Below are 14,921 nucleotides of genomic sequence, written 5' to 3' on the forward strand. Positions count from 1 at the left end.
CTATCGGTTATTGAAGGAGCGCTGAGAGGTTCTCGCGTGCCGCATCGTTCAGCCATTCGCCCCAGATGTCGGGGTTGTTCGACAGGAAGTACACGGCGGCCTCTTCGGCGGAGGCATTGTTGTCTTCCATCCACGCAAGGATCGCGTTCATTTTGTCGTTGGTGAAAGACAGGTTCGACATCAGTTCAGCGACTTCCGGCGCGCGCTCCACGAAATCTGTGGTGGCTGCCGTTTTCACCGCAGCGCGTGGATAGGCGGAGATGCCGGGCTCGGTGCATTCCTTGTCACTGTTACAGGCATGAGTTTTCTCGTCGTAGCCGCCCATATCGACCAGCACCATCGGGTATTTCCCCAAGATCGAGGTCGGCGACCAATAAAAGCCAAACCACGGTTCCTCATCCGCATAGGCTGACGCGATCGCGGTGGCGAGGGTTTCGCCAGAGCCGTGGTTGAAGACTTCGATGCCTTTGCCTTCCATATCGATGACCTTGTTCATGGCATCATTGACGGTGCGGCAGGCCCATCCATCGGGGCAATTGTCAAACCGCCCGCCGGCCAGGTCGGGATTGGCAAGAATGCCATCAAGTGTGGCTGCTTCGGGGTTTGCGTCGACCACATATTGCGGGACAAACCAGCCCTCAATGCCGCCGTCGGACAGCACGTCGGTCAGTTCAACAAGCTTACCGGCTTCGACCATTTTGCTATAGGCCGGGGCCGTGTTGACCCAAAGCTCGGTCAGAATATCCGGCGTCCCGGTCTCTGCCACGGCGGTCAAGGCTGTGGGTGTTGATGACGGCACCAAGGTCACGTCGCAACCGTAGCCTTCCTCCATCAGGAATTTGGCGACCGACGTCACCACATTGGCCGAGGCCCAGTCCATTTGCGTGATGCTGACTTCTCCGCAGTCTTGGGCATAGGCCGTCCCTGCGAAACCCAGAGTACAGGTGCTGGCTAAAAGTAGATGTCTCATGTCGTCTCCCGTTGGCGTCGTTTTCGAATTTTTATGTGGTCTGAGGCTTCCACGTTTTTGGGCAACCTCAGAAGACCAAATGCCTCCTGCGAAGATTTGATATTTATACTTTCAAAAATTGCGATTAGTTAACGTAACGTCAGCAGGAATAGGACGCCGCCATGTCTCGAACCAAAGCCGCAAGAGATATCAGCCTGAAATCGCTCGAACTGTTTCAGGTCTGCGCCAAGGAAGGCTCGCTGCAAGCCGCGGCGCGGGATGCCGGATTGACGGTAAGCACCGTGTCGCATCATCTGCGTAGTTTGGAAGACCACCTGGGCGTAGAGCTGTTCAACCATGCGCGGCGCCCGATGGTTCTGACGCCCAAAGGACAGGTCTTTTCCCGCAAGATCGACGAAGCGCTGCGCACGATCCGCCGGGCTAAGGCGGAGGCATCGGCGGGCAGCGTGGCCGACGCGAGTTTTCTCAGAATTGGTGCAATTGAGGACTTTGAAAGCGATATCGTGCCGTATTTGGCCGTCTCACTGACCAAGATGATGCCCACCTGTGATTTCATGTATCACACCGGGGTAAGCCACGACCTGATCGGTATGCTGCGCAACCGCCAGCTTGACCTCGGCATATGCACCGCGCCGGGGGAATCGATCAGCGATTTGCAAGAGCGCCCGCTCTTGCGCGACCCTTTTATCATCGTACTGCCACGCCTTGTCCCGGAGTCCCTCACGCAGATCATGGAGGGCACGGCAAAGCTGCCCTTCCTGCGGTTCTCCGGCAACCTGATGATCGCCCGGCAGATCGACACCCACTTGCGGCGCTTGGGGGTGACATCCCCGCATCGGTTCGAATGCAGCAATAACCAAACCTTGATGGCGATGGTGGCGGCAAGCGCGGGCTGGACAATCACAACCCCGCTGTTGTTTTCCCGCGCCAAGCGGTTTCACGGCGATCTGCGCATGCATCGCTTTCCGGGCAAGGCTTTTGCTCGGACATTGGCTCTAATGACCACACCAGATTGTTCTCGCTCCGTCGTCGAATTGGTCGACGCCAAAGTCCGCGACCTCATTCGCCAGCACGCGATTGAACCGTTGCACGCCAGCGAACCTTGGTTGGCAGAGAGTTTCCAGCTGATTGATTAACGGGGGCGGGGCGGAGACCCTTCTACCGCCTGAAAATCGCTCTAAGCATATTATCGAAACTATCTTTTGATTTTTTCGAACACCCACGTCAGCGTTTGCTGTTTGACCATCGCTCTGCCCCTCTGATCTCAATATGTATCGGAGGCGCACCCCATGAAATCTCGGACCAAAGTGGTTGTTATCGGCGGCGGTATCGCTGGCTGCTCGACGCTTTATCACCTCACACAAGAAGGCTGGACAGATGTCGTCTTGGTTGAGCGTGATGAGCTTACGTCAGGCACAACTTGGCATTCGGCGGCGCAGGTCACGAATTTCGGCGGCAACCAGACAATGGTGGGGCTTAAGACCCATTCCATCAACCTTTACAAACGTTTGTCCGAAGACCCGGAGTATCCGATCAACTACCACCACGCGGACGGCGGCATCCGACTGGCCAACACTGAAGCGCAGATGCAGGGCTATCGCCATTTTGCCTCAATGGCGCGCGGCATGGATGTGGATCTGGAAGTCATCGACGCCGAAGAATGCGCTCGACGCCACCCGCTGATCTCGACTGAGAACTTGCTGGGCGGGCTTTGGGACCCTTTGGACGGCGACATCGATCCCGCACAGCTTTGTCAGGCTTTAGCTTATCACGCACGCAAGGCCGGGGCCGAGGTCTACCGCAATACGCCGGTCACCGCCCTGACGCAGCACAGAGACGACACCTGGACGGTCCACACCAAACATGGCGATATCGACTGTGATATCGTCGTCAACGCCTGTGGCTACCGGGTGAATGAGGTTGGCAGCATGATGGGGGTGCATCATCCGGTGGCCTCGATGGAGCACCAGTATTTTCTGACCGAAGACATTCCCGCCATTGTTGAGGCCGGTCACCGCATGCCTCTGTTGCGTTGTCCGATCTCGGATTACTACAGCCGACAGGAAAAGAACGGCTTGCTGGTCGGCTTTTATGAGCAGGACTGCAAGACTTGGGGGATGGACGGGATCGACCCGAATTTCGTCAACGCCCTTTGCCCGGATGATCTTGAGCGGGTCATGGACGTGCTCGAAGGTGCCTTTGAGCGTATGCCCGCGCTGGCCGAGACCGGCATCCGGTCCATTGTCAACGGCCCGATCACCTATACCATCGACGGCGCGCCGCTGGTCGGCCCGATTCCCGGCAAGCGCAACGCCTATTGTATCATCGGCCTGCGCGCAGGTCTGGGCGAGGGCGGGGGGCACGGCTGGTTGCTGGCTCAGCAGATCGTCCATGGCGAAGCGCAGTATGACACTTGGGTGATCGACCCACGCCGTTTCACCGGCCATGCCAATGTCGAGCTCACCGCACTCAAGGCCATCGAGGACTACCAGAACGAATTCCGCTTCCATTTCCCGCATGAGCATCGCCCCGCAGCGCGGCCTGCCAAAACCACACCGTTGACCCCGGTGATGGCTGCTGAAGGGGCCGAATTCACCGTCGTCAACGGCTGGGAACGGGTCGACTACATCAAGCCGTCGCCGGACTTCCATCCAACCCTGAGCTTCAACTTCGACGAAGCCTTTGACGTGGTCGCGGCTGAAGTGAAGAACGTGCAGGAGAATGTCGGCCTTTGCGAAGTAAACGGCTTCAATCGGTTCGAGATCACCGGCAGCGACCGGCACAGCTTTCTTGACCGGATGTTCTGCGGTGCCGTGACCAAGCGCGACGGACGGGTGGGCCTGGGCTACCTGCTGAACCACCACGGGATGGTCAAGGGCGAGGCCACGGTGGCCAATCTGCCCGCTTCAGATCGCGGTCCGCAGCGTGTCTGGTACGGCTCGGCAGCCGCCAGCGAATATCACGACATGGACTGGCTGCAGATGCATCTGCGTGATGATGAAGAGGTGCAGATCCGCAGCCTGACCAACGACCAGACGATCCTCGTGCTCGCGGGCCCAAAGGCGCGCGATGTGCTCAGCGCCTGTTCTCGCGGCGACTGGTCGAAAGAGGCGTTCCCATGGCTAAGCGTGAAGGAATGCTTCATCGGTTTTGTGCCTGCCACCGTGCTCGGTGTCAGCTTCTCGGGCGAGTTGGCCTATGAAATTCACGTGCCAAATAACGCGCTCTATGCGGCCTATCTGGCGCTGCGCAAGGCTGGCGCGGCGCATGGTCTGAAGCTCTTCGGTGCCCGTGCCGTTGACGCGATGCGGTTAGAGAAGGGGTTCATGCACTGGAAAGCCGATCTTCTGACCGAATTCGACCCATTCGAGACCGCGCTGGACCGTTTTGTGAAACCCGACAAGCCTGCAGATTTCATTGGCAAAGCGGCGCTGCACAAGCGCATGTCAAAAGGGCCGCGCAAGAAGCTGGTGACACTTAAGGTCGACGCGACCCACGCCCCCGCGCATGGCGGCGCCTCGCTGATGCAAGACGGCAAGGTGGTCGGCACCGTGACCTCGGGCGACTGGGGGCACCGGGTTGGCATGAACCTCGCCTATGCTTTTGTTGACCCCACACTGGCTACGCCCGGCACACAGATCCCGCTTGATCTATATGGGGAAATGGTCGGCACCGAGGTGATCGAGGCGTCGCCCTATGATCCGTCTTACGCCCGCATGCGCGGATAAAATGACGAGCGGAGGCCGAAGCAATTCCAGCCCCTGTCAGATCCGCAAGCCCATCTCGCAGCAGCGCGCCACGCCGCTCACACCACAGCAAATTTAAGGAACACCCATGCATCTATCCCGTTTTCCCCGCGTCCACCTTGCCCATCTGCCGACACCGGTTGAGCATATGAAACGGCTGTCAAAGGAACTTGGCACCGAGATCTGGATCAAACGCGACGACTGTACTGGTCTTTCGACGGGCGGCAACAAGACCCGCAAACTGGAATTTTTGATGGCAGAGGCCATCGAACAAGGCGCGGATATGGTGATGACCCAAGGCGCCACCCAAACCAACCATGGCCGTCAAACCGCCGCAGCCGCGGCCAAGCTGGGGTTGGCCTGTCACATCCTGTTGGAAGACCGCACTGGCTATGACGATGCCAACTATAATACCAACGGCAATGTGCTGCTGGACCATCTCCACGGTGCCACCACCGAGAAATTCCCTGGCGGTCACGACATGCCCGGCGAAATGGAAAAGGCTGCCGGGCAGAAACGGGCTGAGGGACATAAGGTCTATGTCATCCCCGGTGGCGGCTCGAACCCCACGGGCGCTTTGGGCTATGTGAACTGCGCGTTTGAGCTCCTTAATCAGGTGAACAGCTCTGGGATGAAGATCGACCGCTTGGTCCACGGCACGGGCTCTTCGGGCACGCAGGCCGGGCTTGTCACCGGCATGTGCGCGATGAACGCCCAAATCCCCATCCTCGGCATCGGCACCCGTGCGCCTCAGCCCAAACAGGAACAGATGGTCTATGACCTCGCCTGCAAAACCGCAGAAAAGCTGGGCTGCCCCGGCGTAGTCAAGCGCGAGGACGTGATGGCCAACACCGATTACGTTGGCGACGGCTATGGAATCCCCACCGACAGCGGGATTGAGGCGATCCAGATGTTCGCCGAGCTTGAAGGCATCCTGCTTGATCCTTGCTACTCCGCAAAGGGCGCGGCTGGTTTGATCGATCTCGCCCGTAAAGGCGAGTTCAAAGACGAGCGCGTCGTATTCCTCCACACTGGCGGAGCAGCGGCGCTTGGTGGCTATGACTTCGCCTTCGACATGTCCAACCGCCGGGTCAATCTGTAAAGAGGACAGCTCTCGTGACGCGCAGGTTTACCGGCAGTTTCACTCAGCAAGAGGCGCTTTCCAAGAGCGCGATCGCAGCCGCAGTTGCGGTTCTGCAATCGGGGCGCTTGCACCGCTACAACCTTTTGCCGGATGAGGCAGGGGACGTGGCCCAGCTTGAGACCGAATATCGTGATTGGCAGGGCAGCAAATTCTGCCTTGCCGTCACCTCAGGCGGGCAGGCGTTGCAAATCGCCCTGCGCGCCTGTGGCGTGGGGCCCGGCGCTAAGGTGCTGACCAACGCTTATACGCTGGCCCCAGTGCCCGGTGCGATCCGGGCGGTGGGCGGCGATGCGGTGTTGGTCGAGATTGACGAGAACCTGCGGATTGACCTCGATGATCTGCAAAGCAAAATCGCCAGTTCCGGCGCGCGGGTGCTGCTGCTGTCTCATATGCGCGGGCATCTGTGTGACATGGACCGGCTGATGTCGACCTGTGACGCAGAGCAGGTGACCGTGATCGAAGATTGCGCCCACACGATGGGGGCACGGTGGAACGGCATGCGGTCCGGAAATTTCGGCAAATTGGCCTGTTTCTCGACCCAGACTTACAAACACATGAATTCTGGCGAGGGGGGCTTGCTCACCACCGATGACCCCGACCTTACTGCTCGAGCGACGGTCTTGTCTGGCAGCTATATGCTCTACGAACGCCATGGCGCCGGACCGGCGCCAGAGGCCTTTGCCGATGCGCGCTATGACATGCCTAATTGCTCCGCCCGGATGGACGCTTTGCGTGCGGCAATCCTGCGTCCGCAGCTTGCCGATCTCGACCGCAACATCGCCCGCTGGAACGCGCGCTATGCGCTGGTTGAAAAGAGGCTGGAAGCGCAGGACCGCGTGGCGACGATCAACCTCCCCGCCGCCGAGACGCATGTCGGATCCTCCATCCAATTCCGTTTGCCGGACTTCACCCCCGACGCCTGCCGCGCAGTATTGGAGGCTGCCGCTTCCCGTGGGGTGGAGCTTAAATGGTTCGGTGCGCAAGAACCTGCGGGCTTTACCTCCGCGCATCCTTCTTGGCGCTATGTTCCGGCACAGAGCCTGCCGGAGACAGACCGGATCATGGCGACCCTGTTCGACATGCGCCTGCCGCTCAGCTTCTCGCTGGACGATTGCTCGCTGATCGCCGACCTGATTTGCGCTGCAGTGGGTGAGGTGGCGTCATGAGCCGCCCGGTCGTTGGCGTGTTGGGCGGTATGGGGCCGGAGGCGACGATCCTTTTGCAGCAGCGTGTGCTTGCCACCGTGGATGCAGACGACGACGCTGATCATCTACCGCTTTTGATCGATATGAACCCGCAGGTGCCGTCGCGGATCGCGCATCTGATCGAGGGGACGGGAGAGGATCCCGGCCCGTCGTTGGCAACTATGGCGCAGCGGTTGGAACGGGCCGGGGCCACGGCCCTCGCCATGCCCTGCAACACCGCCCATCACTACGCTCCGGCGATCGAAGCGGCAGTCTCGATCCCGTTCTTGAACATGGTGACACTGTCCATTGACCGCGCGGCGCAGCAGCTTCCTTCTGGCTCCGCCATTGGCATCCTCGCCTCTCCCGCCGTGCGCATGGCCGGTGTGTTTAACGGGGCGTTGGAGCGCGCCGGGCTGACGGCCCTTTGGCCTGCCGATGCCGATCGCATGTTGGCCGCGATCCGGCTGATCAAGGCGCAGGGGGCCTCCCCACAGGCGCAGCAGACATTGACCGGGGCGGCCACCGAATTGGCCGAGCAGGGGGCCAAGCTTCTATTCGTCGCCTGTTCAGAGTTTTCGTTGCTTGCCCCGGCGTTGACCGCCCCCGTTCCGATCATCGACACAATCGACGTATTGGCCGAGGCCATCCATCGACATTCCCACATTGAACCGAGGTAAGAGCATGGCAATCACGTATCTGAAGCAAGTCGAGACCCGCCCTGCGGTCGAGGGCAAAGACATTCGCAGCCTGGTTGCACAGATGCTTACCAAAATTGAAGAGGGCGGCGAGGCAGCCGTGCGGGGCTATGCGCGTGACCTTGATGGCTGGACCGGGGACATCCCGGTCTCTGCAGCAGAGCGCGCCGCCGCCTCTGCGCGGGTGCCGCAAGACCTGAAGGACGATATCCGCTTCGCGCATGCCAACATCCGTCGCTTCGCCGAAGCACAGAAGGCGACAATGGCCGATTGCGAAATCGAAGTCATGCCGGGGCTGATTGCGGGCCAAAAGCAAATCCCCGTCTCAAGCGCGGGCTGCTATGTACCCGGCGGCAGATACAGCCATATCGCCAGCGCTTTGATGACGATCACCACCGCCAAAGTCGCAGGCGTGCCGCATATCACCGCTTGCTCGCCCACGCGCCTCGGCATTGGTATTCCTGATGCGATTGTCTTTGCGATGGACCTTTGCGGGGCGGACCTGATCCTGAACCTCGGGGGGGTGCAGGGGGTCGCGGCCATGGCGAGGGGGCTGTTTGGGGGTGCGCCTGCTGATATCCTCGTCGGTCCTGGCAACAGCTATGTGGCGGAGGCCAAGCGCATGTTGTTTGGCGCTGTGGGGATCGACATGTTCGCAGGTCCGACCGATTCACTTGTCGTCGCCGATCATAGCGCAGACCCAGAAACGGTTGCTTGGGATCTTGTCAGCCAAGCGGAACACGGGGCCGACAGTCCGGTTTGGCTGGTCACGACGGACCGTGGGCTGGCAGAAACAGTTTTGAAACGCGCGCCGGAGATGATCGACAGCCTGCCCGAGCCAAACGCCAGCGCCGCACGCGTGGCGTGGGCGGAACGCGCCGAGGTGGTCTTATGCGACACCCGCGAAGAAGCCGCCCAAGTGGCCGATCGCTACGCGCCGGAACATCTTCAGGTGCAGGCCGAAGACCTCGACTGGTGGCTAGGCAGGCTCTCTGCTTATGGCTCGCTGTTTCTGGGAGAGGAGACCACGGTTGCCTTTGGCGACAAGACCTCGGGCCCGAACCATGTGCTGCCGACCAGCGGAGCTGCGCGCTATACCGGTGGCTTGTCCGTCCACAAGTTTACCAAGACCGTGACATGGCAACGTTGCGATGCCGAGGCCTCGCATGAGCTGGCCCTGCGCACCGCCCGCATCAGCCGGATGGAGGGGATGGAAGGACATGCCCGTTCTGCCGAGTTGCGGCTGAAACAGCAGACGGCCTGAAGCTGCGCTGAGGAAAACCTATGTTACTGACCGTTAAATCCCGCGTCTCCCCCTACGCCGGGGGGCTGCTGCTTGCGACTGTCATCGCGGTAGCTGCCACCTTCTTGTCTGACCACTATGGCGCGCCTGTGATGCTCTTTGCCTTACTGCTCGGCATGGCCTTTCACTTCCTGTCGGAAGACAGCTCCTGCGCCCTTGGGGTCGATTTTGCCGCGAAAGCGCTGCTGCGCTTTGGGGTCGGTCTGCTGGGCTTGCGATTGGGGTTGGCGGAGGTCATGAGTCTTGGGCTTACCCCCGTCATCGCCATTATCGGCTTCGTTCTGGCAACCTTTGGGTGCGGCGTGGTGATGGCCCGTTTCTTTGGTCGCCGCACCGCTTTTGGCATGCTGGCGGGCGGTTCAGTCGCGATTTGCGGGGCCTCAGCGGCTTTGGCGATCACCTCCGTCCTTCCCCCGCATAAAGACCGTGAGCAGGACACGCTTTTCGTTGTGATCGGGGTCACAGCCCTGTCGACCATCGCAATGATCACCTATCCCATTCTTTTCCAGTCGCTGGGTCTCAGCGATATCGAAAGCGGCTTTCTGGTTGGCGCCACGATCCACGATGTCGCGCAGGTGGTAGGGGCAGGGTACTCCATCAGTGACGAGGCCGGTGTCTTTGCCACCTACGTCAAGATCCTGCGCGTCGCACTTCTGCCCGTCGTGATGCTGGTCGTGATGTTCAGCTTCAGAGGCGCGCAGCAGCAGTCGCTCGGCGTGCCGTGGTTTCTGGTGATGTTTGCCAGTTGTGCGGTCTTGGCAAATTTGGAGATGCTGCCGAGTGCAGTGCTCGCCTTGCTGAACGAGCTATCGAAATGGTGTTTGGTCATCGCAATAGCGGCCTTAGGGGTGAAAACGAGTCTCGCCAAGGTCGTAAAGGTCAAACTCAGCTACAGCATCATTTTGGTAGTCGAAACGTTGTTCCTCCTTTGCGCGGCTCTTGCCTTCATGGTCTTATTTGGAATTTAGAAGGTGCCTATCCAGCTGTGCGAAGTTTGGCATGTTGCAAGTTCTCTGGGCGGATTCCGGAAGTTCGCTGCATTTGCATGCATACACTTCTGACCCATTCAAGAGCTGACATTGCGGCAGCGCTGACGGCTACGTAGACCAACAAAAATCTTTCAGTTTAGAGTTTTTGCGGGCTCGCTTATCGCTTGTAGCTACCGTTGACAGCAGAGTTTTCAACTTCATTCCTAAATTGGTCGATACAGGTAACTACATTAGAACAAACCTCATCTACGTTTTCCTCTGTGATGAAGATATTTTCACCATGTGCAATACAGTTGCGTTTGGCGAGAAGAATTTTGTCGATAAAAGGCACAAAAGGCGAAAAATTGGAAAAGTCTAATCCCAAATTCAGACAGACATCGCGCAAAGCATCGCTATTTAAGTTGTCTTGTGTCGATATTACTCCTTTGGTTCTGATATGTACCCGATTTTTCGAACTCTCTTCCAGCTTCTTCAACACGTTTAAGACTTTGTATCGCTTCTCAGCTCGAAGCTCGCCAGCCATCTCGATACTAAAGTATATTGACTGAAAACATGGCGTGAGTTCAGAAAGGGTTAGCCTCTGACTTGCGACAAAATTCAGATAATTTTGCCCGGTTCCTTTCACAAAGCCTTCCCAGTGAGCATAGGCCAACGGGATCATTGATCGTCGTTGTACTTCCTTTTCACGGTCGCTACTTTTCGGATTGAGACATGCTCGTTTAAGCATAGAGATTTCTCGAATTCGCCAAACTCTATCCTCTGCAATCTTTCTGACAAGATCATCAACAGTACGGATTTTCATTTGGTGAAGTGAGAGCGAGAAAATGGTATTATTCGACGAAGTCTCCGGGCGGCCGTAACTCCAGATTTGGCCCATTCAGTGTATTCTTCATGTTCCCAAAGTTGTTGAACTCGCGTCGCTGTTGCCGCCTCATCCAACTCCGCATCAATACGAGCAGCTACGCCAGCTGTTACGGCCTCATATTGAGAAATAACAAATCCACCTTCATGACGGCCTTTGGCATTTGAATAGCGCTTAAATGAGGCGTCACCGACGTGATCCGAAAGCAACTGAAACACGCCTCTGAAGCGCGCCTCCCAATAGCCACGGTCGAAGGCGGCGTCTTTCGCCAGCTCAACCATTTTTGTGCTAAGGTAAACTCCGACGTCGCCAACGGATTTCAACTCATCCTCACTTGCGTCTACCAGCAGCAGGAACCGCAAAACGAGTTCCACATCATATGCTTCCTGTAGGTTCTTATCGCTGAGCGCAGTTGTAGCGACAAAGTTTTCGTCATTGGAGAGCTCTCGTATCCAGTTGTAGAAATCCTGATTGACCATAACCAAAATGCAATTGCGCACTTCCTGATTGCTAAGCTTAGTTCCTCCTGTGTTTAATCGTTCAAACAGATCAAATTTTGTGTTCTCGTCACTCTCCCGAAGAATGATACTGACGCTAAGTTTATTTCGCCGCAAAATCCGCTTAAGTTCTGGTGGAATTGGTTTTTCCCCGTCCCAGCTTGCTCCATCAAGCGATGGAATGTACTTGGTTTTTGTAAGAACCAGCGCGTCTTGCTTGACACCTTTGTGATCTACGAAAATGCCCATCAACTGAAAAATTGTTGATAGCCTCTGTAAGCCGTCAATCACGTCCCACACACCATCTTCGCGCTGAGAAACAAAGATGGGTGGGAGCGGGATACCGAGAAGTATGGACTCGACGAGATTGCTCTTTTGCTCTTCTGTCCAGCGGAAAAATCGCTGAAACTCAGGATGAATGTCCAGATCACCGTCTTCATACATAGATACCCATTCGCCAATCGACATCGCGTAGTCGTCGGTGCGGATTTCTTTGCGGCCTTTCTCTACCTCTTCAAGTATCGTCACGCTGATGCCCCTTGCAATGCTGTTTATCGAAGCACAGTAGCCAGACAGTTCACAAGAAGTGAACCTCAGAAACAACTTGCCGACGCAAAGGGCTGGTTAGCTGCACTGCAACATATCCAAAGCGGGCGAACGGCAGCTCTGGGCCGTCCTCATCGGCCCAGTGCGGCTTGAAGGGCGGACATGCTGCAACCGATCTAACGGCGGCAGTGAGCCCAAACTGACCTATGCTGCGGCACGTGCGAAGAGCGGAGACCTGCCGTTAGCTGTATTTGCACATACGGCTCCCCATTAGTGATAGTGGGCATTCACGAATATCCAGAGATAGTGCGGGCCTATGGCGCTCAACCACTGCTCCTTACCTTTTCCGCTTGCCGCAGCATTTCCGTAAAGACAGATACTTTTGCGGCGTGGAATTTTGCCGCCGGAAGCACCGCGAAGACCCCCCCTTCAGGGAGTTGCCACGCGGGCAATACCTGTGTCAGCGCGCCCGAGGTCAGACGATCATGCACCAGATAGTCAGGTAGGATCGCCAAACCTGCTCCTTCCTGCACGGCGGCCATGATCGCTGGCGCGCTATCGATTGAAAGATCGCTTTGCATTGTGACGGAGGCCGTTTCGCCAGCGGTGTTTTCGAACAACCAGTGCAACGGATTAGACAGCGCCTTGTTAGCGACGAAGGGTGACGTGGCGAGATCGCTGGGGTGTTGAATGTAATCAAACTGGCCGGATTTGTCGCCCGCGCCGACGAGAAGCTGTCGAAACCCGCCCAGCTTGCGCGCCAACAGGGTGGAATCGCGCAGCCACCCGACCCGAATGGCCAGATCAAGCGCGCCCGCCATGAGATCCCTGTGATCATCCCCGAGGTATAGCTCTACCTGACATTCGGGGTATTGACGCCGGAACGCCGCAACAAGCGGGGCCACGATCGCCGTACCGTAATCATTTGGGGCGGTAATGCGCAATGTGCCCACGGGCTGCTCTGAGAGTTGCGATAGCTCGCTGAAGGCTTCTTCCGCCTCGATCAGGATCAACGCGCAGCGCGTGTAGAACAGTTTGCCCGCCTCGGTGGCACTGACCTTGCGCGTGTTGCGCACCAGTAAAGCTGCCTTCAGCTCTTGCTCCAACTGCGTGACTTGGCTGCTGACCACGGCCTTTGTCACGCCAAGGCGGTCTGCGGCATTGGTGAAGGAGCCGGTTTCGACCACGGCCGCGAAATAGGCAAGACGGTTAAGGTTATGTGATTTAGTCATGACCAGATTGTAAGTCTTTAGCATACGCAGTGTCAAAATTGTTTATCTTATCGCGGGTAATTGATGCGCGTATATAGGGACCAAGGAGACAGACCATGACACAGAAAACGACACTGCATTATCTTTTTGATCCGCTCTGCGGCTGGTGCTACGGCGCTTCGGCGACCATTGGCACATTTGCGACTGATGCCGACATCGACCTTCAGCCACATGCGACCGGACTGTTCGCCGGCAGCGGCGCGCGTCCGATGAAAAGCTTCGCAACGCAAGCCTGGGCAAACGATCAGCGCATCGCCAAATTAAGCGGTCGACCATTCACCGAAGCCTATCGCCGCGATGTTCTGGGGGCCGACGATGCGTCTTTGGACTCCACAGTAGCAACTCTTGCTGTAACGGCGGTGGCTGACAGCAGCCCTGATCGCGTGATCGAGGCGCTCGTGGCCATTCAATCGGCACGATATGTGGATGGCAAGGATGTGACCTCCTCTGTGGTCGTCGCACGCCTGCTGGCCGACCTTGGACTTGCCGATGCCGCCGCGCGAGTTTCGACACCTGACGCCGCCCTCGTTGATCTGGTCCAAACCCGTACCGCAGAGGCCCGCAAATTGATGACGGCGTTTAACCTGCAAGGCGTTCCCGCCCTCATTGCCGAGGTCGATGGCACCCGCCGCGGGCTGGACTCCAGCACCCTATATTCCGGCCCCGATGCGGTACGCGCCGCACTCGGGCTGGCCTGAGCCCAGTTTAACAAAAGGACAAAACAATGAATCGCAGAGACATTCTAAGACTTTCCACCGCAGCCGGGGCCGCCGCCCTGATCGCGCCCAGACTCTCATTTGCCGATGAAAACGGCCTCACCTGGACACATTTCCCTGCTGGCGAAAACGGCTTTTACCGCGCTCCGGTTCTGATTGAAGGCGCAAACGAGGCCGTGCTGATTGACGGCGGCTTCACCCTCCCCGATGGCCGCGCATTGGCCGAAAAAATCAAGGCGACAGGCAAGACCCTGACCACGATCTATATCAGCCAGAGCGACCCTGATTTCTACTTCAGCCTAAGCCCGATCGTCGAAGCCTTCCCCGAGGCCCGCGTCATCGCAGCCAGCGAAACCGTTGCGGCCATCAACGCCAACGTGGCCAAAAAGGTCGAAACATGGGGGCCGCAACTGGGCGAAAACGGCCCTGCAACTGTGGCAGAGGTGATCATTCCCGACGCTGACGACAGCACGACGTTGACAGTGGATGGTCACGCCATCGAGATTGTCGCGGCCGATGGGCCGGCGAACCGTCGCTATCTTTGGGTCGAAGACCTGCAGGCCGTGTTCGGTGGTGTTATGGTCTTTTCCGGCACGCATGTCTGGACAGCTGACACCCCGACCAAGGAACAGCGCGCCGCATGGATCGCCAATCTTGACGCGATCATCGCCCGCAATCCGCAGGTTGTTGTGCCCGGCCACATGACGCTGGACGCACCGATGGGTCTGGATGCAGTGGAATTCACGAAAGGGTATCTTCTGGCCATTGAGGAAGAGCTGGCTACCGCGGAAAATTCGGAAGAGCTGCACGCAGCAATGACAGCCCGTTACCCCGATCTGGGGATGAGCGTCGCATTGGATGTCGGCGCCAAGGTTCTGACGGGCGAGATGAAATGGGGTTGACCCTCGCCTGATCCGTTTCGCGGCGCTTGCCACCTATGAAACTCGTCAAACGAAAGCGGCCGAGAAATCTTGGCCGCTCTCGCTTCGTTTTGG

13 protein-coding genes are annotated in these 14,921 nt (G+C 57.9%); 9 read left to right on the forward strand and 4 right to left on the reverse strand.

Annotated elements, in window-relative coordinates:
- Window positions 1-7: 7 nt before the first annotated feature.
- The gene (locus DSM110093_RS01460; protein ID WP_243266379.1) at window positions 8-970 is read right to left on the reverse strand and encodes an ABC transporter substrate-binding protein; all 963 of its coding nucleotides are present in this window, start codon (window positions 968-970) and stop codon (window positions 8-10) included.
- Between the two features lie 161 nt (window positions 971-1,131).
- Between DSM110093_RS01460 and DSM110093_RS01465 the strand changes: the two genes are divergently transcribed.
- The 7 genes from DSM110093_RS01465 (at window position 1,132) to DSM110093_RS01495 (ending at window position 10,013) form a co-directional block, all read left to right on the forward strand.
- Window positions 1,132-2,106, forward strand: coding sequence for a LysR family transcriptional regulator (locus DSM110093_RS01465; RefSeq protein ID WP_243266380.1), 975 nt, complete (start codon window positions 1,132-1,134; stop codon window positions 2,104-2,106).
- Between the two features lie 153 nt (window positions 2,107-2,259).
- Entirely contained in the window at window positions 2,260-4,698 is a 2,439-nt protein-coding gene (locus tag DSM110093_RS01470; RefSeq protein ID WP_243266381.1) for an FAD-dependent oxidoreductase, read from the forward strand.
- Window positions 4,699-4,804: 106 nt separating this feature from the next.
- Entirely contained in the window at window positions 4,805-5,818 is a 1,014-nt protein-coding gene (locus DSM110093_RS01475; RefSeq protein WP_243266382.1) for a D-cysteine desulfhydrase, read from the forward strand.
- Window positions 5,819-5,832: 14 nt separating this feature from the next.
- The gene (locus DSM110093_RS01480) at window positions 5,833-7,026 is read left to right on the forward strand and encodes an aminotransferase class I/II-fold pyridoxal phosphate-dependent enzyme (protein WP_243266383.1); all 1,194 of its coding nucleotides are present in this window, start codon (window positions 5,833-5,835) and stop codon (window positions 7,024-7,026) included.
- A complete protein-coding gene (locus DSM110093_RS01485; protein ID WP_243266384.1) occupies window positions 7,023-7,724 on the forward strand; it encodes an amino acid racemase in 702 nt (233 codons plus the stop codon). Before DSM110093_RS01480 ends, DSM110093_RS01485 begins: the two co-directional genes overlap by 4 nt.
- A 4-nt stretch (window positions 7,725-7,728) precedes the next feature.
- A complete protein-coding gene (gene hisD / locus DSM110093_RS01490; RefSeq protein WP_243266385.1) occupies window positions 7,729-9,006 on the forward strand; it encodes a histidinol dehydrogenase in 1,278 nt (425 codons plus the stop codon).
- Between the two features lie 20 nt (window positions 9,007-9,026).
- On the forward strand, window positions 9,027-10,013 hold the full coding sequence (locus tag DSM110093_RS01495) for a putative sulfate exporter family transporter (RefSeq protein ID WP_243266386.1): 987 nt from the start codon (window positions 9,027-9,029) through the stop codon (window positions 10,011-10,013).
- Window positions 10,014-10,191: 178 nt separating this feature from the next.
- Here the strand turns inward: DSM110093_RS01495 and DSM110093_RS01500 are convergent, their stop codons facing one another.
- The 3 genes from DSM110093_RS01500 to DSM110093_RS01510 all read right to left on the reverse strand — a co-directional run bounded on the left by DSM110093_RS01500 (window position 10,192) and on the right by DSM110093_RS01510 (window position 13,171).
- Complete coding sequence (locus DSM110093_RS01500; protein WP_243266387.1) at window positions 10,192-10,836, reverse strand: MAE_28990/MAE_18760 family HEPN-like nuclease; 645 nt, start codon at window positions 10,834-10,836, stop codon at window positions 10,192-10,194.
- Window positions 10,833-11,921 carry a DUF262 domain-containing protein gene (locus tag DSM110093_RS01505; RefSeq protein WP_243266388.1) on the reverse strand — a complete coding sequence of 363 codons (1,089 nt, stop codon included), beginning with the start codon at window positions 11,919-11,921 and terminating at the stop codon, window positions 10,833-10,835. Before DSM110093_RS01505 ends, DSM110093_RS01500 begins: the two co-directional genes overlap by 4 nt.
- 341 nt (window positions 11,922-12,262) lie before the next feature.
- Entirely contained in the window at window positions 12,263-13,171 is a 909-nt protein-coding gene (locus DSM110093_RS01510; RefSeq protein WP_243266389.1) for a LysR family transcriptional regulator, read from the reverse strand.
- A gap of 95 nt (window positions 13,172-13,266) precedes the next feature.
- Here DSM110093_RS01510 and DSM110093_RS01515 point away from each other — a divergent pair, with 95 nt between their 5' ends.
- Together DSM110093_RS01515 and DSM110093_RS01520 are read left to right on the forward strand one after the other, a co-directional pair.
- Window positions 13,267-13,908: a DsbA family protein gene (locus DSM110093_RS01515; protein WP_243266390.1), complete on the forward strand. Its 642-nt coding sequence runs from the start codon at window positions 13,267-13,269 to the stop codon at window positions 13,906-13,908.
- 26 nt (window positions 13,909-13,934) lie between these two features.
- Entirely contained in the window at window positions 13,935-14,828 is an 894-nt protein-coding gene (locus tag DSM110093_RS01520; RefSeq protein ID WP_243266391.1) for an MBL fold metallo-hydrolase, read from the forward strand.
- Window positions 14,829-14,921 lie beyond the last annotated feature (93 nt).

Source organism: Sulfitobacter sp. DSM 110093, assembly GCF_022788715.1.
GTDB lineage: Bacteria > Pseudomonadota > Alphaproteobacteria > Rhodobacterales > Rhodobacteraceae > Sulfitobacter.